Source organism: Pseudomonas sp. DW-iso3 (assembly GCF_058725305.1).
In genome coordinates, this window is sequence record NZ_JBZXDZ010000004.1 from 457,656 (window position 1) to 478,558 (window position 20,903).

Annotated in this window: 17 protein-coding genes; 9 read left to right on the forward strand and 8 right to left on the reverse strand. The window is 60.5% G+C overall.

What is annotated here, in order from left to right:
- Positions 1-28: 28 nt before the first annotated feature.
- The 4 genes from rnhA to AC4PS7_RS14185 all read left to right on the forward strand — a co-directional run bounded on the left by rnhA (position 29) and on the right by AC4PS7_RS14185 (position 4,250).
- Entirely contained in the window at positions 29-481 is a 453-nt protein-coding gene (rnhA, locus tag AC4PS7_RS14170; protein ID WP_010210917.1) for a ribonuclease HI, read from the forward strand.
- Between the two features lie 70 nt (positions 482-551).
- Positions 552-1,292, forward strand: coding sequence for a DNA polymerase III subunit epsilon (gene dnaQ, locus AC4PS7_RS14175; RefSeq protein ID WP_167337377.1), 741 nt, complete (start codon positions 552-554; stop codon positions 1,290-1,292).
- A 127-nt stretch (positions 1,293-1,419) separates the two neighbouring features.
- Positions 1,420-3,675 (forward strand): Orn/Lys/Arg family decarboxylase, encoded by a 2,256-nt coding sequence (locus tag AC4PS7_RS14180; protein ID WP_010210911.1) that lies wholly within the window; start codon positions 1,420-1,422, stop codon positions 3,673-3,675.
- An 8-nt stretch (positions 3,676-3,683) separates the two neighbouring features.
- Positions 3,684-4,250: a GNAT family N-acetyltransferase gene (locus AC4PS7_RS14185; protein WP_492179508.1), complete on the forward strand. Its 567-nt coding sequence runs from the start codon at positions 3,684-3,686 to the stop codon at positions 4,248-4,250.
- On the opposite strand, the gene AC4PS7_RS14190 is transcribed toward AC4PS7_RS14185, so the two are convergent.
- Positions 4,240-5,160: a LysR substrate-binding domain-containing protein gene (locus AC4PS7_RS14190; protein ID WP_042571586.1), complete on the reverse strand. Its 921-nt coding sequence runs from the start codon at positions 5,158-5,160 to the stop codon at positions 4,240-4,242. The genes AC4PS7_RS14185 and AC4PS7_RS14190 overlap by 11 nt on opposite strands.
- A 109-nt stretch (positions 5,161-5,269) precedes the next feature.
- On the opposite strand from AC4PS7_RS14190, the gene AC4PS7_RS14195 reads away from it, so the two are divergent.
- Positions 5,270-5,614: a hypothetical protein gene (locus tag AC4PS7_RS14195; protein ID WP_045792236.1), complete on the forward strand. Its 345-nt coding sequence runs from the start codon at positions 5,270-5,272 to the stop codon at positions 5,612-5,614.
- Positions 5,615-5,674: 60 nt separating this feature from the next.
- Here the strand turns inward: AC4PS7_RS14195 and AC4PS7_RS14200 are convergent, their stop codons facing one another.
- Entirely contained in the window at positions 5,675-5,911 is a 237-nt protein-coding gene (locus AC4PS7_RS14200) for a hypothetical protein (RefSeq protein ID WP_016979714.1), read from the reverse strand.
- A 227-nt stretch (positions 5,912-6,138) separates the two neighbouring features.
- Here AC4PS7_RS14200 and AC4PS7_RS14205 point away from each other — a divergent pair, with 227 nt between their 5' ends.
- Entirely contained in the window at positions 6,139-6,696 is a 558-nt protein-coding gene (locus AC4PS7_RS14205; RefSeq protein WP_021491692.1) for an NADPH-dependent FMN reductase, read from the forward strand.
- A gap of 105 nt (positions 6,697-6,801) precedes the next feature.
- Here the strand turns inward: AC4PS7_RS14205 and poxB are convergent, their stop codons facing one another.
- Both poxB and AC4PS7_RS14215 read right to left on the reverse strand, forming a co-directional pair.
- Positions 6,802-8,526, reverse strand: coding sequence for a ubiquinone-dependent pyruvate dehydrogenase (gene poxB / locus AC4PS7_RS14210; protein ID WP_010210901.1), 1,725 nt, complete (start codon positions 8,524-8,526; stop codon positions 6,802-6,804).
- Positions 8,527-8,603: 77 nt separating this feature from the next.
- On the reverse strand, positions 8,604-9,836 hold the full coding sequence (locus AC4PS7_RS14215; protein WP_176332209.1) for an NADH:flavin oxidoreductase/NADH oxidase family protein: 1,233 nt from the start codon (positions 9,834-9,836) through the stop codon (positions 8,604-8,606).
- 71 nt (positions 9,837-9,907) lie between these two features.
- Here AC4PS7_RS14215 and AC4PS7_RS14220 point away from each other — a divergent pair, with 71 nt between their 5' ends.
- Positions 9,908-10,312 carry a MerR family transcriptional regulator gene (locus AC4PS7_RS14220; protein WP_010210899.1) on the forward strand — a complete coding sequence of 135 codons (405 nt, stop codon included), beginning with the start codon at positions 9,908-9,910 and terminating at the stop codon, positions 10,310-10,312.
- Between the two features lie 97 nt (positions 10,313-10,409).
- Here the strand turns inward: AC4PS7_RS14220 and AC4PS7_RS14225 are convergent, their stop codons facing one another.
- On the reverse strand, positions 10,410-10,907 hold the full coding sequence (locus tag AC4PS7_RS14225) for a DUF934 domain-containing protein (RefSeq protein ID WP_010210898.1): 498 nt from the start codon (positions 10,905-10,907) through the stop codon (positions 10,410-10,412).
- Positions 10,891-12,549 (reverse strand): nitrite/sulfite reductase, encoded by a 1,659-nt coding sequence (locus AC4PS7_RS14230; protein ID WP_010210897.1) that lies wholly within the window; start codon positions 12,547-12,549, stop codon positions 10,891-10,893. The genes AC4PS7_RS14225 and AC4PS7_RS14230 overlap by 17 nt, the downstream gene beginning before the upstream one ends.
- 411 nt (positions 12,550-12,960) lie before the next feature.
- On the opposite strand from AC4PS7_RS14230, the gene AC4PS7_RS14235 reads away from it, so the two are divergent.
- Positions 12,961-14,028, forward strand: coding sequence for an ABC transporter substrate-binding protein (locus AC4PS7_RS14235; RefSeq protein ID WP_021491690.1), 1,068 nt, complete (start codon positions 12,961-12,963; stop codon positions 14,026-14,028).
- Here AC4PS7_RS14235 and AC4PS7_RS14240 read toward each other — a convergent pair.
- Positions 14,025-14,243 carry a DUF2970 domain-containing protein gene (locus tag AC4PS7_RS14240; protein ID WP_010210891.1) on the reverse strand — a complete coding sequence of 73 codons (219 nt, stop codon included), beginning with the start codon at positions 14,241-14,243 and terminating at the stop codon, positions 14,025-14,027. The genes AC4PS7_RS14235 and AC4PS7_RS14240 overlap by 4 nt on opposite strands.
- A 67-nt stretch (positions 14,244-14,310) precedes the next feature.
- Positions 14,311-18,021 (reverse strand): methionine synthase, encoded by a 3,711-nt coding sequence (metH, locus tag AC4PS7_RS14245; RefSeq protein ID WP_038453191.1) that lies wholly within the window; start codon positions 18,019-18,021, stop codon positions 14,311-14,313.
- 166 nt (positions 18,022-18,187) lie between these two features.
- Here metH and AC4PS7_RS14250 point away from each other — a divergent pair, with 166 nt between their 5' ends.
- Positions 18,188-20,479, forward strand: coding sequence for a fatty acid cis/trans isomerase (locus tag AC4PS7_RS14250; RefSeq protein ID WP_021491688.1), 2,292 nt, complete (start codon positions 18,188-18,190; stop codon positions 20,477-20,479).
- Positions 20,480-20,903: the final 424 nt, after the last annotated feature.

Sequence of the window (20,903 nt, forward strand, 5' to 3'; positions counted from 1 at the left end):
CTCTTTTTGAATGAATACCGAGCAACCGATGACCGATAGCGTAGAACTCTTCACCGATGGCGCCTGCAAGGGCAACCCGGGCCCTGGCGGCTGGGGCGCGTTGCTGGTGTGCAAGGGCGTAGAGAAAGAGTTGTGGGGCGGCGAGCCTAATACCACCAACAACCGTATGGAACTGATGGGCGCCATTCGCGGCCTGGAAGAACTCAAGCGCCGCTGCAACGTGCTGCTGGTGACCGACTCGCAATACGTGATGAAGGGCATCAACGAGTGGATGGTCAACTGGAAGAAACGCGGCTGGAAGACGGCGGCCAAGGAACCGGTAAAAAATGCCGACCTGTGGCAACTCCTCGACGAGCAATGCAATCGCCATGACATCACCTGGAAGTGGGTGCGTGGTCACATCGGCCATCCTGGCAACGAGCGCGCCGACCAATTGGCCAACCGTGGCGTGGACGAAGTGCGCGGCTACAAGCAGAGCTGATGCCGACTCACGTGTTAATATCGCGGCCCTTGAATCACACCACACCGTTGAGAGCTGAACCCTGATGGCCATCCGATCTGTTGTACTCGATACCGAAACCACCGGCATGCCGGTGACCGACGGCCACCGGATCATTGAAATCGGCTGTGTCGAATTGATGGGTCGGCGCCTCACCGGGCGTCACTTCCACGTCTACCTGCAACCGGACCGCGACAGTGACGAAGGCGCGATCGGCGTCCACGGTATCACTGACGAATTCCTCAAGGGCAAGCCGCGTTTCGCTGAAGTCGCCGATGAGTTCTTCGAATTCATCAACGGCGCCCAGCTGATCATCCATAACGCGGCGTTTGACGTCGGCTTCATCAACAACGAATTTGCCCTGATGGGGCAGACCGATCGCGCAGACATTTCCCAGCACTGCTCGATCCTCGACACCTTGATGATGGCCCGTGAGCGTCACCCCGGCCAGCGCAACAGCCTCGATGCCTTGTGCAAACGTTATGGCGTCGATAACTCCGGCCGTGAACTCCACGGCGCCTTGCTCGACTCCGAGATTCTTGCCGACGTCTACCTGACCATGACCGGCGGGCAGACCAGCCTGTCCCTGGCCGGTAACGCCTCTGACGGCAGCGGCTCGGCGGAGGGTTCGGGTAACCGCCCTTCGGAAATCCGCCGCTTGCCGGCCGACCGCAAGCCAACCACGATCATCCGCGCCAGTGAGCAGGATCTGGCCGAGCATGCGGCGCGGTTGGAAGCGATTGCCAAATCGGCGGGTGCGCCGGCGTTGTGGTCGACCCTGACCCAACAATGAGTCAAACCCCTCAGGAGCCGGCGAGCCGGCTTCTACTGTGGGTTACCGCGCTTTAAAAATCTTCATTCGCGTCATCGCCCCCAAGCTTCTACCCTTGAGTGCATAGCCCTCAGGACTACAAGCACTCATGTACAAAGACCTGAAGTTTCCTGTCCTTATCGTGCACCGTGACATCAAGGCCGACACCGTTGCCGGTGACCGGGTCCGAGGTATCGCCCGAGAGCTGGAACAAGAGGGCTTCAGTATTTTTTCCGCCGTGGATTACGCCGAGGGGCGACTGGTGGCTTCCACCCATCACGGTTTGGCGTGCATGCTGATCGCCGCCGAGGGCGCTGGCGAGAATACCCATCTGCTGCAAAACATGGTCGAGCTGATCCGCCTGGCGCGGCTGCGGGCACCCAACTTGCCAATCTTTGCCCTGGGCGAGCAAGTTACCCTGGAAAACGCGCCCGCCGACGCCATGAGCGAGCTCAACCAACTGCGCGGCATTCTCTACCTGTTCGAAGACACCGTGCCGTTCCTTGCGCGGCAAGTCGCGCGCGCGGCCCGCACTTATTTGGATGGCCTGTTGCCGCCGTTCTTCAAGGCGCTGGTGCAGCACACCGCCGACTCCAACTATTCCTGGCACACCCCCGGTCATGGCGGTGGCGTGGCCTACCGCAAGAGCCCGGTGGGGCAGGCGTTTCATCAGTTCTTCGGGGAAAACACCCTGCGCTCGGACCTGTCTGTGTCAGTGCCCGAACTGGGCTCGCTGCTGGACCACACCGGGCCTCTGGCTGAAGCCGAGGCCCGCGCAGCGCGCAACTTTGGCGCCGATCACACCTTTTTCGTCATCAACGGCACGTCCACCGCCAACAAGATCGTCTGGCATTCCATGGTCGGGCGCGATGACCTGGTGCTGGTGGACCGCAATTGCCATAAGTCGGTGCTGCACTCGATCATCATGACCGGCGCCATCCCGTTGTACCTGTGCCCCGAACGTAACGAGCTGGGGATTATCGGTCCGATTCCCTTGAGCGAGTTCAGCCCCGAATCCATCCGCGCCAAGATCGACGCCAGCCCGCTCACCCGTGGCCGCCCGCCGAAAGTGAAGCTGGCGGTGGTGACCAACTCCACCTACGATGGCTTGTGCTACAACGCTGAGCTGATCAAGCAGCAACTGGGCAATAGCGTCGAGGTGCTGCATTTTGATGAGGCCTGGTACGCCTACGCCGCGTTTCATGAGTTTTTCGCCGGGCGCTACGGCATGGGCACCTCGCGCACTCCGGACAGCCCACTGGTATTCACCACCCACTCGACCCACAAGCTGCTGGCGGCTTTCAGCCAGGCCTCGATGATCCATGTGCAAGATGGCGGCGCCCGCCAGTTGGACCGTGACCGTTTCAACGAAGCCTTCATGATGCATATCTCCACCTCGCCGCAATACAGCATCATTGCTTCGCTGGATGTGGCGTCGGCGATGATGGAAGGTCCGGCCGGGCGTTCGCTGTTGCAGGAAATGTTCGACGAGGCGTTGAGTTTTCGCCGCGCGTTGGCCAACTTGCGCCAGCACATTGCTGAAGAGGACTGGTGGTTTTCGATCTGGCAGCCGCCGTCGGTAGCCGGAATCGACCGCGTCGTCACCGCAGATTGGCTGTTGCACCCTCAAGATGACTGGCATGGCTTTGGCGACGTGGCCGAAGACTATGTGCTACTGGACCCGATCAAGGTGACACTGGTGATGCCCGGCCTCACTGCGGGAGGTGCCCTCAGCGATTGCGGGATTCCCGCAGCGGTTGTCAGCAAATTCCTCTGGGAGCGGGGCCTGGTGGTGGAAAAAACCGGGCTGTATTCTTTCCTCGTACTGTTTTCCATGGGCATCACCAAGGGCAAATGGAGTACCTTGCTCACCGAGTTGCTGGAATTCAAGCGCAGCTACGACGCCAATGTCAGCCTGGCCAGTTGCCTGCCCTCGGTTTTTGCCCAAGGCCCGACGCGCTATCAAGGCCTGGGCCTGCGCGACCTGTGCGACCAATTGCACAGCTGTTACCGCAGCAACGCCACCGCGAAACACCTCAAACGGATGTACACCGTTCTGCCGGAAATCGCGATGAAACCCGCCGACGCCTACGACCAGTTGGTCAGGGGTGAAGTGGAAGCGGTTTCCATCGACGCCTTGCCAGGGCGCATCGCAGCCGTGATGCTGGTGCCTTATCCGCCGGGCATTCCGTTGATCATGCCGGGCGAGCGCTTTACCGAGTCGACGCGCTCGATCATTGACTACCTGGCTTTTGCCCGGACGTTCGATAGCAGTTTCCCCGGTTTTGTCGCCGATGTTCATGGGTTGCAACACGAAGATGACGGCAGTGGTCGTTGTTACACCGTTGATTGCATCAAGGGTTAAGGACGTTTATGCAAGCTGTAATGAACCCGAAGTATCCAGGGCTCAATGTACGGGTCGCCGACGAAGGTTTTGATGCCTACGTGTGGGGTAATGATTTCAGCTTTGAGGTCAGCGCCTACGGTGAGCCACAGATGGGCAAGCGAGTCGATCAATGGCCCGTGGAGCGAATATTGCCGTACCGCAAGTGTTATGGCATCGACCCTGAAGAGTTCGCCAGTTTCCGCGATGCGCCCGACAGCGCAATCTTCATGGCCTACCTGGATGATCGCCCGGTGGGACATATCGTGGTCAGCACCAATTGGAATGGTTTTGCCCATGTCGACGAGCTGGCAGTGGCCTTGCCCGCGCGACGCCACGGGGTAGCCAACGCGTTGCTGGATGTGGCGCAGTTCTGGAGCCGCAAGAAAAACCTGCCGGGCATGATGCTGGAAACCCAGAACAACAACCTCGGCGCCTGCCGATTGTATGAGCGTTGCGGCTACGTGATGGGTGGGGTCGACCACCTGCGCTATCGAGGCATTGACCCGCAAACCCGCGAAGTGGCGATATTCTGGTATCGGTTGTTCAAGGTGTAGGGGGGAGGGGTTTTGTGTCGCTGGCGAGCAGGCCCTCGGCCTTTTGCGTGACGATCTCCAGCAGCGCATTCAGCGCCGGGGTGGTCACGCCGTCCTTGAGGGTGAGCGCGTACAGGCTGATCAGGATCGGCGGCGACACCGGGCACGCATCCAGCCCAGCCTCCCGTGCGCCGAACGCGGTGAAGGGGTCGACCACTGCCAGGCCTTCTCCGGCTTCCACCAGGCTGCGCATCATCTGATAGGTCTGTACGCGCGTCTGCACCACCGGCTGCGGGCGCAGGGCTTGCAGCTTGGCGTCCAACAGGCGGCTGAGCGGGTCCTGGCCTTCCAGGCCGATCATCGATTGTCCTGCCAGCTCCTGTAGCGCGATGTATTTCTGTTTGGGCTTGAGCCAGCCATGGGGGGCGAGCAACTGCAGTTTGCCCTGAGCCAGTACGGTGCTGTGAATCTGCGGGTGTTCCGGGTCATGCAGGCTCAAGCCCACATCGGCTTCGTGCAGCAGCAGGCTCCTGACGATCTCTCGGGTCGTCTGGCTCGACAGGTTGCACGGAGTGTCCTGGAAACGCCGGCGCAGTAGCGCAATGCTGTGCGGCAACAGCTGATTGGCCAGGGGCGGCGTGCAGAGGGCGCGCAGGGTCGGGGCGTGAGGGTGTTTCAAGCGGCTGGCCAGTCGTTGTACTGGTTCCAGCGCTTCATAGACATGGGCGATTTCGGCTTGCAGCTCGAGGGTTTCCCGGGTGGCCTGCAAGCGTCCACGCACACTGGCGAACAGCATGAAACCAAGCTGCTGCTCGGCGTCCTTGAGCGCCGCGTCTACATCGCCCACGGAAAGTTGCAACCACTCGGCGGCCGTGCCGAGGTGTCCGGTCTGCAAGATGGCCTGAATCACTTCGATATGACGTAAACGCATCGCCGGAGTCTATGTGCAGCGGGCTGCGTATTCAATAGAATGGCTGCGCTGATCATCAACGACCACAGCCGGCTACCGGCATTAACAACAAGAACAGGTCTGGTCCCATATGCCTTTACCCTCGATATTCCTCGGGGTAACGGCCAAGCAACTGCTGGTCCTAGTGACCGTCGGCTGCGTGGCTGCTTATCTCTTCGACACTCAACGCGAAATCCCGCCGGAAAACCTGGCACTTGAAGCCTTTATTCGCTCCCAGGAACAGGTGGTCGAGCAAGTGGGCTCGGTGCTGGGCGTGGAGTTGGTCAGGCAGGTGGTCGCACATCCGGGCTACAACTCGGCAGGCTACCAGCGTTCGATGTATGCCGTCGAAGGCGAGCGGGGGCAGTTGATGGTGACGCTTAAGCAGGTGCAGGGAGAGCAGGGTATCGAGGTCACGGAGATCCGTCGTCCGTGATCACCCCAGCCCAGTCAATGCCTTGAATGGCCAGGACTGAGCAGGTGAATAGGCGAGGTCTTATGACGCGAGGGTGGTTTGCGATTCGCGCACAAGAATGGTACCTGATTGGATCAATTTGAATTCGTCGCCTTCCAGTTTCTCTACACGGTCGCCAATGGCCAGCTTGTAGGTGGTGGTAGGTGCCGAGCCAGCCAGGTCGCCTTGCGCCGGGTTGGATTCCTGGAACTCATGCACCGAATACACGCGTCCTTCTGCGTCTCTGGCATGAAACTGTCCGACTAATACTGCTGCCATCTGTTTAGAACCTCTGGAGATAAACACTCTATTTGCGGTTCTGTAGACCGTCACGGAGCGGGGTAGTTTACTTACGGAATAAAAATACTATTCGCTGATATTTTCAGACTCTTCCTACGGGTCGTAATGCCGGGCAAACGCCCGCAGGAATATCAAAACCTTCTGGTGAACACGCCGCGAAGACTTTATAACTACAAGCTCCTTTAGTCAGACGTCGGGAAACCCCAATGAGCAAGGTCTACACCGTAGCCGTCGTGGTCGGTAGCTTGAGAAAAGACTCGATCAACCGTAAGGTCGCGCTGGCACTGGCCGAACTGGCCCCTGCCAACCTGCAGTTGAACATTGTGGAAATTGGCGATTTGCCGCTCTACAACGAAGATATTGACGGTGCGACACCGCCGGCAGCCTACAGTACTTTCCGCAAACAGGTGAGCTCATCCGACGCGGTGTTGTTCGTGACCCCGGAATACAACCGCTCCGTGCCCGCCCCGCTGAAGAATGCCATCGACGTCGGTTCTCGACCTTATGGGCAGAGCGCATGGAGTGGTAAGCCGGGCGCGGTCATCAGCGTATCGCCAGGTGCGATTGGTGGATTTGGCGCCAACCATCACCTGCGTCAGTCCCTGGTATTCCTCGATGTGCCCTGCATGCAGCAGCCGGAGGCCTACCTGGGCGGCGCGGGCAGCGTGTTTGACGAGGCGGGCAAGGTGTCGGAAAAGACCAAGCCGTTCCTGCAGGCATTTATTGATGCCTACAGCAAGTGGGTGGCAAAACAGCACGCTTGATTGCTATGGACCCGGCGATGACCGCCGGGTCTTTTTTGCGCGTTGTCAGGCCAGCTGATCTACCAGCAAGAACGCCAACGCGGTCCGCTACGGCGCTTCCCTGTGTTAGCGCAACCAGTTGGTGCGCGCCAGTTCGATCACTTCATCGCCACGGCCACTCATCACCGCCTTGAGCATATACAGGCTGAAACCCTTGGCCTGTTCCAACTTGATGGTCGGCGGCATCACCAACTCCTGGGTCGCGGTGACCACGTCCACCAGCACTGGGCCGTCGTGGGCGAGGGCGCGGCGCAGGGCCGGTTCCAGGTCTTCGGACTGCTCCACGCGAATGCCCAGGATGCCCATGGCGTTGGACATGGCCGCGAAGTCCGGGTTTTTCAGCTCGGTGCCGGCATCCAGGTAGCCCGCAGCCTTCATTTCCATCGCGACAAACCCCAGGGACGAGTTATCGAACACGATGACTTTCACCGGCAGGTTCAACTGTGCCAACGAGATGAAATCCCCCATTAACATGGCGAAACCGCCGTCACCCGACATCGAAATCACCTGGCGATCCGGGAAGGCTGCCTGGGCCCCGATGGCCTGGGGCATGGCATTGGCCATCGAACCGTGGTTAAACGAACCGATCAAACGGCGCTTGCCATTCATCTTCAAATAGCGCGCAGCCCACACGGTGGGCGAGCCGACATCGGCGGTGAAGATCGCATCGTCATCTGCCAATTCACTGAGCAAGCGTGCGACGTATTGTGGGTGAATCGGCCGATTGGCTTTCGACGGCTGAGCCAAGTCGTCCAGCCCCTGGCGGGCTTTCTCATAATGTTTCAAGGAGGTTTCAAGGAAGCTGCGATCAGTCTTGCGCGTCAAGCGCGGCAGCAGGGCGCCGATGGTTTCGCTGACATCCGCGGCAATGCCCAGGTCCAGCGTGGCGCGACGGCCGAGGGCCTGGGGGTTGCGGTCGATCTGGATGATCTTCGCGTCCGTTGGGTAGAACTGGCGGTAGGGGAAGTCGGTGCCGAGCATGATCAAGGTATCGCAGTCGAGCATGGCGTGATAGCCGGAGCTGAAGCCAATCAGGCCGGTCATGCCCACGTCGAACGGGTTGTCCCATTCCACATGTTCTTTGCCGCGCAGGGCGTGTACCACGGGAGCGCCGAGAGCGTCAGCCAGGGCCACCACCTGATCGTGGGCGCCGGCACAACCGCTGCCACAGAGCAGGGTGGTTTTCTGGCTGCTTTCCAGGATTTCGATGAGGCGTTGCAGGTCCTGATCCGCAGGCAGCGTGCGTGGCGCATGCAAGGCTGGCCATGGCTTGAGCTTGTCTTCCACTTCCAGCAGCGACACATCGCCTGGAATCACCACGACCGCGACGCCGCGATTGAGGATCGCCGAACGCATGGCGCGGTGCAGCACGTGGGGCATCTGCTCGGGGTTGGTGACCAGTTCGATGAAGTGGCTGCACTCCTTGAACAATTCCTGGGGATGGGTTTCCTGGAAGTAGTTCAGGCCGATCTCCGACGATGGGATCTGCGCGGCAATCGCGAGCACCGGCACATGGTTGCGATGGCAGTCGAACAGGCCATTGATCAAGTGCAGGTTGCCCGGCCCGCAACTGCCGGCGCACACCGTCAATTCGCCCGTGGCCGCCGCTTCGGCGCCTGCGGCAAAGGCCGCCACTTCTTCGTGGCGCACATGCATCCACTCGATGCTGTCCATGGTACGCAGGGCGTCGGTGAGGCCATTGAGGCTGTCGCCGGTCAGGCCCCAGATGCGCTTGATGCCCGCCTGTTCAAGGGTGGTCGCCAATTGCTGGGCCAGGTTGATTTTCGCCATGAAGAACTCCAATCGTCAGTGAGGTTAAAAACTGCTGATCAATAGGGGACAGTTCGATCACGGCGGATGTTCAGCCTTTAATGTGAAGATTGCGTCATGGCTGCCCGGTATTGCCGGGTACGCCGCGCAAGAAACCACTGGTCACGCACCAACGCCATACACGGCGCGACGTTGGCCTTGGGCAAATGGCCGCGGCTGAGCCGGCGCATCTGATAGCGCACGACGGCGAGGATGGCCAGTGACGCCAGGGGCTTGCGCTTCCAGTCGATGGGCTTAAGTTGCGGGTTGGGGTCGCGGCCTTCGCGCCAGTGTTGGATCAATTGCGGCTCCAGCGTCAATGCTGTGGCGATCCCGGCCATGGCGACGCCACTGTCCAGTACCTGTTGCACGATGGGCAGCCGACGGATACCGCCGGTGACCAGCAGCGGCATCTTGGCGATCGTCGCCAGTTGACTGGCGAATTCCAGGAAATACGCCTCACGCGCCAGGGTGCGACCGTCACGCGCTTCGCCTTGCATGGCCGGTGCCTCGTAGCTGCCGCCGGATAACTCCAGCAGGTCGATGGGCAGCGGGTTGAGCATTTCGACCACGGTGCGTGCGTCGGCTTCTGCAAAGCCACCCCGCTGGAAATCGGCGGAGTTGAGTTTGACGGATACACAAAACGCCGGGCTGACATTGGCGCGCACTGCCCGGATTACGTCCAGCAACAGGCGCGCACGGTTCTCCAGGGAGCCGCCCCAGCGGTCGGTGCGCTGGTTGCTCAACGGCGACAGGAACTGGCTGAGCAAGTAGCCGTGGGCACCGTGGATCTGCACGCCGGTAAACCCGGCTTTTTCGGCCAGGCGTGCGCTGGTGGCGAAGCGCTGGATCACGTCCTGGATGTCGTCCTCGGTCATGGCCTTGGGTGTGGCAAACATTTTCGAGAAACCGCCGAGGTCGAGCGCGACGGCGGACGGTGCAAGGGCTTGCTGGCGCAGGTTGGCTGGCGTCTGGCGCCCTGGGTGGCTGAGTTGTACCCAGAAGTGCACGCCGTTGCTGCGGGCGACGTCGGCCCATTCGCGAAAGCTCGCCAGATGCTGCTCATCTTCGAGGGCCACGCCACCGGGGCCGGTCATGGCCCGGCGGTCGACCATCACGTTGCCGGTGATCAACACGCCTGGCTTGCCGTCCGCCCAGGCCTTGTACAGTTGCTTCAACTCACGGGACGGCGCCTGATTGCCATCGGCCATATTTTCTTCCATCGCCGCCTTGGCGATACGATTGGGGAGGACCTGGCCATTGGGCAGTTGCAGGGCTTCAAAGGGTGACATGGGTTGACTCCTGAGTGGGGGAAGCCTCAGGCTAAGCTTAAAGTTAACTTTAATGTCAAGCAGGTGCCGTGATGAATATTGGGGAGCTGGCAAAGCAGAGTGGGCTGGCGGCGTCGCGGATCCGCTTTTATGAGGCCGAGGGCCTGATCAGCCAGGTAGGACGCCAGTCCAATGGGTACCGGCGTTATGCGCCGGAGGCCCTGCAAACCCTGCAACTGATCCAGAGCGCGCAACAGGCAGGCTTTACCCTGCAGGAGCTCAAGGCGCTGATGCCTGCGCCGGGCGAGCACAAGCGCGAAGAGTTGATCGAGGCGCTGGAGCGCAAGGTCACGCAGATCGAAGCCATGCAGGCGCAACTGGCCCATAGCAAGGCGCAACTACTGGGGGTGATCGAAGCGGTACGGGCGCAGCCGGAAGGGGTGCCGTGCAGCGTAGGGCAGAAGCAGGTATTAGGATTGATCAGCGAGAACCTGTAGGAGCGAGCTTGCTCGCGAAGACCTCACAGACAACACGTTCATCCAGGATTCACGCGTTATCGTTGACGATCTTCGCGGGCAAGCCCGCTCCTACGGTTTATTGGCGACGACGAAACAACGGCAGCGGTTCATCCGTTGCCGCCTGGTACGTCACCGAAAAGTCCTTGAGGCTTTCCAGGGCTTCGTACGGGTCTTTGTCGGCGCGCAGGGCGAACGCATCGAACCCGCAACGGCGCAGGTAGAACAACTGGTCGCGCAGCACGTCGCCAATCGCACGCAGCTCGCCTTTGTAGCCGTAACGGTCACGCAACAAGCGGGCGTTGGAGTAGTTGCGGCCGTCGGTGAACGCCGGGAAGTTCAGCGCGATGACCTGGAAGTGTTCCACGTCTTCACCGATCTCTTCGGCTTCTTCATCGGCGTCCAGCCACACACCCAGGCCGCCGTCGCGGGCCTTGAGGGCGTGGCCGTGTTCGCGCCACAGCGCCAACGGCACGATCAGGTCGTCGCAGTTGGAGATGCCGTCAAAGCTCGCGTCCTTGGGCAGCAGGTGCCAGGTTTCGTCGAGGACTTCGTTGTTCTTAATGATTCGCTGCATAGACGCGCTCCTTGAACAGGTCGATGCCGATGCGCTGGTAGGTGTCGATGAAACGTTCATCTTCGGTGCGCTGTTCGATGTACACGTCGATCAGCTTGCCGATCACCTCAGGCATGGCTTCCTGGGCGAAGGACGGGCCGAGGATCTTGCCCAGGCTCGCATCGCGGCTGGCGCTGCCACCCAGGGACACTTGGTAGAATTCTTCGCCTTTCTTGTCCACGCCCAGGATGCCGATGTGGCCGACGTGGTGGTGACCACAGGCGTTCATGCAACCGGAGATGTTCAGGTCCAGCTCGCCGATGTCGAACAGGTAGTCCAGGTCGTCGAAACGGCGCTGGATCGATTCGGCAATCGGGATCGACTTGGCGTTGGCCAGCGAGCAGAAGTCGCCGCCCGGGCAGCAGATGATATCGGTCAACAGGCCGATGTTCGGCGTGGCAAAACCGCCTTCGCGCAGTTCGCCCCACAGGGTGAACAGCTGGCTCTGCTCAACGTCCGCGAGAATGATGTTCTGCTCGTGGGAGGTGCGCAGTTGGCCGAAGCTGTAGCGCTCGGCCAGGTCGGCGACGGCGTCCAGCTGTTTGTCGGTGATATCGCCTGGGGCAACGCCGGTCGGTTTCAGCGACAGGGTCACTGCCACATAGCCTGGCTTCTTGTGCGCCAGGGTGTTGCGGGTGCGCCAACGGGCGAAACCGGGGTGTTCTTTGTCCAGTGCTGAGAGCTCGGCGTCCTGATTGCTCAACGCCTTGTACTCAGGGTCGACGAAGTGCTTGGCCACGCGGTGCACTTCGGCTTCGGTCAGGGTGGTCTGGCCGCCGCGCAGGTATTCCATCTCAGCATCGACTTTCTGGGCGAAGACCTCAGGGGTCAGCGCCTTGACCAGGATCTTGATCCGGGCCTTGTACTTGTTGTCACGACGGCCATAGCGGTTGTAGACCCGCAGGATCGCGTCGAGGTAGCTCAACAGGTCCTGCCATGGCAGGAACTCGTTGATGAACGCACCGACCACCGGTGTACGGCCGAGGCCACCACCAACCAGTACGCGGAAGCCCAGCTCGCCGGCTTCGTTGTGCACCGGCTCTAGGCCGATGTCGTGCACTTCGATGGCGGCACGGTCCGAGGTCGAGCCATTGATGGCGATCTTGAACTTGCGCGGCAGGTAGGCGAATTCTGGGTGGAAGGTGGTCCATTGACGGACGATTTCACACCAGGGGCGTGGGTCGATCAGTTCGTCAGCGGCCACGCCGGCGAATTGGTCGGTGGTCACGTTGCGCAGGCAGTTACCGCTGGTCTGAATGGCGTGCATCTGCACGGTAGCCAGTTCAGCCAGGATGTCCGGCACATCTTCCAGCGCCGGCCAGTTGAACTGTACGTTCTGGCGGGTACTGATGTGGGCGTAGCCTTTGTCGAAGTCGCGGGCAATCTTGGCCATCATGCGCGTCTGGCGCGACGTCAGTTGGCCATAGGGCACGGCCACCCGCAGCATCGGCGCAAAGCGCTGAACATAAAGGCCATTTTGCAGGCGCAGAGGGCGGAACTCTTCTTCGCTCAGTTCACCTGCTAGGTAGCGTCGGGTCTGATCACGGAACTGCTTGACGCGGTCCTCGATGATGCGCTGATCGTATTCGTCGTATACGTACATATAGGTCCTGTTCTCGGCAAATCTGCGCGCACGGCCGCGCACTCCCAACGGAGCCGGGGCAAGATACCAGTTTGCGTTTATGCGCAAAAGCGATGTTTGAGTATATGCAAATAACCAAATCGACTAATGAGAACCGTTATCGCCATACCCACATTTGTCATGCGGGCAATCGTCAACTTTACTGTGAGCGTGTTTGAACGTAATCACCTATAAAACCGACAAGAGGCGATGCGATGAGTAACCCGACAAAAGCCCGTAAACCCGACAGTACCGTAGATGCCTGGGCCATTCTGTTCCTGATCATTCTGGTGGTGGGAACTGCCGTGTTTTGGGTAAGCCACCAGTAAACAGCCTCGATTGACTGTCGCAATGCCATTATCATGACGGTCAAATATCCGGGGCTGAACATCAATGTCGAAGGTGCTGATTGCGTGCGTGTGGTTGCTGGGATCGGCGTACGGGGCGATGGCCCATGCCACGTCGGTGGTGTTTCTCAACCCTGGCATGTCGACGGAAACCTTCTGGGTCAGCTACGCGCAGTTCATGCAGGCCGGAGCCAAGGACCTCGGCCTGCATTTGCGTGTGCGCTATTCCGAGCGTGACACCCGCAACACCCTGAATCAGGCGCGCGAGGCACTGCAAGGCAGCGAGCGGCCGGATTACCTGGTGTTGGTGAACGAGCAATACGTTGCCCCGCAGATCCTGCGCATGGCCCAGGGGAGCGGGGTCAAGCTGCTGATTGTGAATAACGCGCTGACCGCCGATCAGGTGCAATTGCTGAACGCCCGCAACGACGCCGACGTGATGGGCAGCATGGTCGCCAACGACGAGCAGGCCGGTTATTTGATGCTGACCGACTTGCTGCGCCAGCACGGCCCTGCAAAGCCTGGCGAATCCATCGACCTGCTGGCATTCTCCGGCACCAAGACGACCCCGGCCGCGCAGCTGCGCGAAAAGGGCCTGCGCCGTGCCCTGGCTGAGCACCCTGAAGTGCGCCTGCGCCAGTTGGTCTCCGGCGAATGGAGCCGCCAGCGCGCGTTCGAGCAAGCGGTGCTGTTGTTCAAGCGCTACCCGCAGACCGCGCTGGTGTGGTCGGCCAACGACGAAATGGCGCTTGGCGCCATGCAGGCGCTACAGGACAGTGGGCGGGTGCCGGGTCAGGAGGTGTTGTTCAGTGCGGTGAACAGTTCGCCGCAGATTTTGCAGGCACGGCTGGATGGACGGCTGAGTACACTGGTCGCCGGGCATTTCACCCTGGGCGGGTGGGCGATGGTGTTGATCCATGATGATGCCAAGGGCGTGCCAATCGACGCCCATGGCGGGCGCGACCGCCAGGAAGCGCTGTTCCAGTTGATAGACGCCACCCAGGCACAACGGTTGTTGGCGCCAGCGGCGCCAGTGGATTTCCGTGCACTGTCTGCCGTCGGCAAGCCGGCGTCCTACCGTTACCCCTTCAGCCTGCAACTGCTGCTGCGCTAGACGCCGGCCAACAGCAGCACCAGCTTGACGATACCGAACAACGTCAGGGCAAACACCACCGTGAACAGAATGCCCAACGCTACAAAGTGGCTGGGCCTGCCGTGGGTAAAGTCGCGAGCGCGGTTCTTGCCGCTTTGCACGCCAAACGCGGCCGCGATCACGCTGTGCAGCATCTGCCAGAAGGTAGGGGGCTTGTTGTTGATTGGATCGTCCATACATCCCTCGACACCAGGTGTGTGAGGGATAGCATAGACAATCCAGCCGGGCTTAGTTGTCGTGGGCTTAGTTGTCGTAGCCCAGGTTCGGCGCCAGCCAACGTTCGGTCACACTCAGGTCCTGGCCTTTGCGCGCGGTGTAGCTCGCCACCTGGTCCTTGTCGACCTTACCCACGGCAAAGTACTGCGCCTGCGGGTGGGCGAAGTACCAGCCGCTGACGGCCGCCGCCGGGAACATCGCGTAATGCTCGGTGAGGAACACGCCGCTACGACCTGCATGCATTTCGCGGGCCTCGGGGTCGAGCAGTTGAAACAACTGGGCTTTCTCGGTGTGATCCGGGCACGCGGGGTAACCGGGGGCAGGGCGGATGCCGCTGTATTGCTCTTTGATCAGCGCCTCGTTGTCCAATTGCTCATCCTTGGCGTAGCCCCAGTGCTCTTTACGCACTTGCTGGTGCAGCCATTCAGCGCAGGCTTCGGCCAGGCGGTCGGCCAGGGCCTTGACCATGATCGAGTTGTAGTCGTCGCCCGCGTCCTGGTAGGCCTTGGCGACTTCTTCGGCACCGATACCGGCGGTGGTGATAAAACCACCGATGTAGTCAGTCACACCGCTGTCCTTGGGCGCTACGAAGTCGGCCAGGGAGAAGTTTGGCTTGCCATCGGTCTTGATGATCTGCTGGCGCAGGTGGTGCAGTTTTGCGATCGGCTGGCCGTCGTCGCCGTAGACTTCCAGGTCGTCGTCCTGCACCTGGTTGGTCGGCCAGAAACCGAACACCGCACGGGCGCTGATGAGTTTTTCGTCGATCAATTTCTTGAGCATTTCCTGGGCATCGGCGTACAGCGCGGTGGCCGCTTCACCGACGACTTCGTCAGTAAGAATGCGTGGGAATTTGCCCGCCAGGTCCCAGGAAATGAAGAACGGTGTCCAGTCGATGTACTCGGCCAGCACCTTGAGGTCGATATTGTCCAGCACCTTGGCGCCGGTAAAGGTCGGCACCACCGGGCTGTAAGTGCTCCAGTCGAACTGTGGCTTTTTGGCGATGGCGGCGGGATAGCTCAGGCGCTCGGTGCGGGCGCTGCGGTTCGAGGTGCGCTCGCGCACTTCCACGTACTCCTCGCGGGTGCGCTCCACGAAGCCGGCTTTCAGTTCCTTGGACAGCAACTGCGTCGCCACGCCCACGGCGCGGGAGGCGTCAGTGACGTACACCACGGCATCGTTACTGTACTTGGGCTCGATCTTTACCGCCGTGTGCGCCTTGGAGGTGGTGGCGCCACCGATCATCAGCGGCAGGTGGAAGTCCTGGCGCTGCATCTCGCGAGCCACATGGACCATCTCGTCCAGGGACGGGGTGATCAGGCCGGACAGCCCGATAATGTCGCACTTCTGTTCCTTGGCCACCTGCAGGATCTTCTCTGCCGGCACCATTACGCCCAGGTCGACGATGTCATAGCCGTTGCAGCCGAGCACCACGCCGACAATGTTTTTGCCGATGTCGTGCACGTCGCCTTTTACGGTTGCCATCAGGATCTTGCCCTTGGCTTCCGGCTTGTCGCCTTTTTCGAGTTCGATGAACGGGATCAAGTGCGCTACCGCCTGTTTCATCACGCGGGCAGATTTCACCACCTGGGGCAGGAACATCTTACCTGCGCCAAACAGGTCGCCGACGATGTTCATGCCGGACATCAGCGGGCCTTCGATCACTTCGATCGGGCGCGCAAACGACAGCCGCGATTCCTCGGTGTCTTCCACGATGTGCGTAGTGATGCCTTTGACCAGCGCGTGTTCCAGGCGCTTGTTCACGTCCCAGCCACGCCATTCTTCGGTCTCGGCTTCCTTGACGCTGCCGTCGCCCTTGTACTTGTCGGCGATGGCGAGCAGGGCGTCGGTGCCGTCCGGCGTGCGGTTGAGCACCACGTCTTCCACGGCATCACGCAGCTCGGCCGGGATCTGGTCGTAGATCTCCAGCTGGCCGGCGTTGACGATGCCCATGGTCAGGCCGTTGCGGATCGCATACAGCAGGAACACCGAATGGATTGCCTCACGCACCGGGTTGTTGCCACGGAACGAGAACGACACGTTGGACACGCCGCCGGAGGTCAGTGCATACGGCAGCTCGTCACGGATGTAGGCGCAGGCGTTGATAAAGTCGACGGCGTAGTTGTTGTGCTCTTCGATACCGGTGGCGACCGCAAAGATGTTCGGGTCGAAGATGATGTCTTCCGGTGGGAAGCCGACTTCATTCACCAGGATGTCGTAGGAGCGTTTGCAGATCTCTTTCTTGCGCGCTTCGGTGTCGGCCTGGCCGGCTTCATCGAACGCCATCACCACCACCGCAGCGCCATAGCGCTTGCACAGCTTGGCGTGGTGGATGAACTGCTCCACGCCTTCCTTCATGCTGATGGAGTTGACGATGCCCTTGCCCTGGATGCACTTGAGGCCGGCCTCGATCACGTCCCACTTGGAGGAGTCGATCATGATCGGCACGCGGGAGATGTCCGGCTCGCCGGCGATCAGATTGAGGAAGGTCACCATGGCCTTCTTCGAATCCAACATGCCCTCGTCCATGTTGATGTCGATCACCTGGGCGCCGGCTTCCACCTGCTGCAGCGCGACTTCCAGGGCTTCGGTGTAGTTATCTTCACGGATCAGGCGGGCGAACTTGGCCGAGCCGGTGATGTTGGTGCGCTCGCCGACGTTGACGAACAACGAGCTGCGATCGATGGTGAACGGCTCCAGGCCTGACAGGCGGCAAGCCTTCGGAATATCCGGGATCTGGCGCGGCGCGTAACCGGCCACGGCCTTGGCGATGGCCTCGATGTGGCCCGGCGTGGTGCCGCAGCAGCCGCCGACAATGTTGAGGAAGCCGCTCTGGGCGAACTCTTCGATGACCTTGGCTGTTTGTGACGGCAACTCGTCGTATTCGCCGAATTCGTTGGGCAGGCCGGCGTTCGGGTGGGCAGAAACGTGGGTGTTGGCCTTGTTCGACAATTCTTCCAGGTACGGACGCAGCTCGCTGGCACCCAGGGCGCAGTTGAGGCCCACGGAAATCGGCTTGGCGTGGGCCACGGAGTTCCAGAACGCTTCGGTGGTCTGGCCCGACAGGGTACGCCCGGAGGCGTCGGTGATGGTGCCGGAAATCATGATCGGCAGCTCAATATTCAATTCCTCGAACACGCCTTGCACGGCGAAGATCGCGGCCTTGGCATTGAGGGTGTCGAAAATGGTTTCGATCAGGATCAGGTCGGCACCGCCTTCGATCAGGCCTTTGGTGGCCTCGGTGTAGTTTTCCACCAATTCATCGAAGGTCACGTTGCGGTAGCCGGGGTTGTTCACGTCGGGCGACAGCGAGCAGGTGCGGCTGGTCGGGCCGAGCACGCCTGCGACGAAACGCGGCTTGTCCGGGGTTTCCGCCGTTTTGGCGTCGGCGATCTTGCGCGCCAGGCGTGCGCCTTCTACGTTTAGCTCAAACGCCAGCGCTTCCATGCCGTAGTCGGCCATGGAGATGCGCGTGGCGTTGAAGGTGTTGGTTTCGAGGATGTCGGCGCCGGCATCCAGGTAGGCTTTTTCGATGCCGCCGATTACGTCTGGACGGGTGATCACCAGCAGGTCGTTGTTACCCTTGACGTCGCTGGGCCAGTCGGCGAAGCGTTTGCCACGGTAGTCATTTTCCTCAAGCTTGTAGCTTTGGATCATCGTGCCCATGCCGCCGTCGAGGATCAGGATACGTTCCTTGAGGGCTTGATGAAGGGCTTGCAGACGAACGCTACGATCGGACATGGGACTACTCTGGTCAGGCATTTCGGAGGGCGTGAATCATAACAAACCTGTGCCGATTTAGAGCATGCGCAGTTTTTGCATGAATATCGTTCATGTTGCTGGGGAGTATGGCCCGGTAGAATCACCGGCAAATTTTCAGCGTACGCATTGAACCGGGACCCGATACATGTCACTTCGCCTCATCACCAGCGCCGTCCTGGCGCTGGTCGCTTGCATCGCACAGGCTGACGGACCCGCCCCGGCGATTTCGTACACTCGCGACATTCAACCAATATTTACCGAGAAGTGCGTGGCCTGCCACGCCTGCTACGACTCCGCCTGCCAGCTCAACCTGGGCAGTGGCGAGGGCGCGGCCCGGGGTGCAAACAAAGTGCCGGTCTATGATGGCGAGCGCAGCCAGGCGACCCCGACCACACGGCTGTTCTATGACGCCTTTGGCAAGCAGGCCTGGCAGCAAAAGGGCTTTTACTCGGTGCTGGACGCCCAGGGCAGCCAGGCGGCCTTGATGGCACGCATGCTGGAGCTGGGCCATAACGCACCGCTGCAACCCAACGCCAAGTTGCCTCAAGATATCGTACTGGGCCTGAACCGTGAAAACATGTGCGCCATGCCCGGCGAGTTCAATGCCTACGCCGGTGCCCATCCCAAGGAAGGCATGCCGCTGGCGGTCACCGGCCTGACGGACCAGCAATACCAGACCCTGCAACGCTGGCTCGCGTCCGGCGCTCCTATCGATGAACAAGGCCTGGCGCCCAGCGCCAAGGAAGCCCTGCAGGTGCAGCAGTGGGAAAACCTGTTCAACCAGCCGGGTGCGCGGGAGAGCCTGGTGGCGCGCTGGTTGTTCGAACATCTGTTTCTCGCGCACATCTACTTCGAAAACGGCGAACCGGGGCATTTCTTCCAGTGGGTGCGTTCGCGTACGCCCAGCGGCCAGCCGATCGATCTGATCGCCACCCGTCGCCCCAATGATGATCCAGGCACCCGTGTGTATTACCGCCTGTGGCCGGTGCAGGGTGTGATTGTGCATAAAACCCACATCGCGTACCCGTTCAGTGCCCAGAAGATGGCGCGGATCAAAGAACTGTTCTACGCCGGCAACTGGCAGGTCAACGCCTTGCCGGGCTATGGCCCAGGCCGTCGCGCCAACCCCTTCGAAACCTTCGAAGCCATCCCGGCCAAGGCGCGTTACCAGTTCATGCTGGACAACGCCGAATACTTCGTACGCACCTTTATCCGTGGGCCGGTGTGCCGTGGGCAGATTGCCACGGACGTGATCCGTGACAACTTCTGGACCCTGTTCCAAGACCCGGACCACGACCTGTACATCACCGATGCGCGCTATCGCGGCCAGGCCACGCCGTTGCTGGCGATGCCGGGGCAGAACGATGACGTCGGCAGCGTGCTCAGCCTGTGGCTGGCGTACCGCGACAAACGTAATGAATACGAGGCCCTGCGCCGCGACAGCTATGCTGACTTGCCGCCGCCAAGCTGGTCGACCCTGTGGGCGGGCAATGACAATGCCTTGCTGAGCATCTTCCGCCACTTCGACAGCGCTTCGGTGACCAAAGGCCTGATTGGCGAGGTGCCGCAAACCCTGTGGCTGTTCGACTACCCGCTGCTGGAGCGCACCTATTATCAGTTGGCGGTGAACTTCGATGTGTTCGGCAACGTGTCGCACCAGGCCCAGACCCGGTTGTATTTCGACCTGATTCGCAACGGTGCCGAGCAGAACTTCCTGCGCCTGATGCCGGCCGATTCCCGCGAGGGCTTCTTGGATGACTGGTACCAGAACAGCGGCAAGCTCAAGCTATGGCTGGACTATGAAGCCATTGATGACGACAAACCCACCGGCCTGCACCTGAATGAAAACGATCCGAAGCGCGACTTTGCCAACCAGTTGCTCACGCGTTATGGCGATTTGAATGCGAGCCCGGATCCGATCAACCGCTGCACGGGCGCCTATTGCTCGCGTGACGGCGTGGACCCAGCCATTCAGGATGCGGAGCAGGCGCTGAGCCGCCTGACTTCACGCCCGGCCGCCGGGCTCAAGGTCATCGACCAACTGCCTGAAGCGACGATGTTGCGTGTCGAGACCGCCAGCGGTAAGCGTGTGCTCTACAGCATGCTGCGCAATCGTGCCCACAGTAACGTGGCGTTTCTTCTGGGTGAGGCTTATCGCTATCAGCCGGGCTTGGACACGGTGACGATTTATCCTGGCGTGCTGAGCAGCTATCCGAACTTTATGTTCAATATCCCTGCCCAGGAAGTGCCGGAGTTTGTGGCTGAAATGGAGCAGGCCAAGGATGCCAAGCGTTTCGAGAAGATTGTGGACCGCTGGGGTGTGCGGCGCAGTCATCCGTTGTTTTGGCAGTACTTCCATGATGTGTCGCAGTACATTCGGGAGACTACGCCGGTGGAAGAGGGGGTGTTGGATATGAATCGGTATCAGAACTTGTGAGATCTTTTCGGAGTGCATATCCGTTGCTGCGGTAACGGCTGATATTGGTTCCGCCCTTACGGCGCCTCAGATCAAAAGCCAGAGCAAGCGCGACTCGCTTCGCATCGTGGATACGCTTTTCGTCCTTTGTAGGAGCCGGCTTGCCGGCGAAAAACGTGAGAACGCCGCGTTTTGTCTGGTTACCCGCGTCATCGTTAACCACCATCGCAGGCAAGCCAGCTCCTACAGGGACTGCGTTTGCCCTTGCCTTTGCTCTACACCACTCAGGCCGCCGTGCTCTTGCGGTCCCCCAAACCCCTGTCGGATTACGGGCACACCGAGTATTGGGGCAAGAGCCTTTTGGTTGCTTTTGGACTCTTTTCAAAAGTGACCCGCCGTAAGAGCGGAACCCATAGCAGCCATCACCCAAATAACGGATATGTAC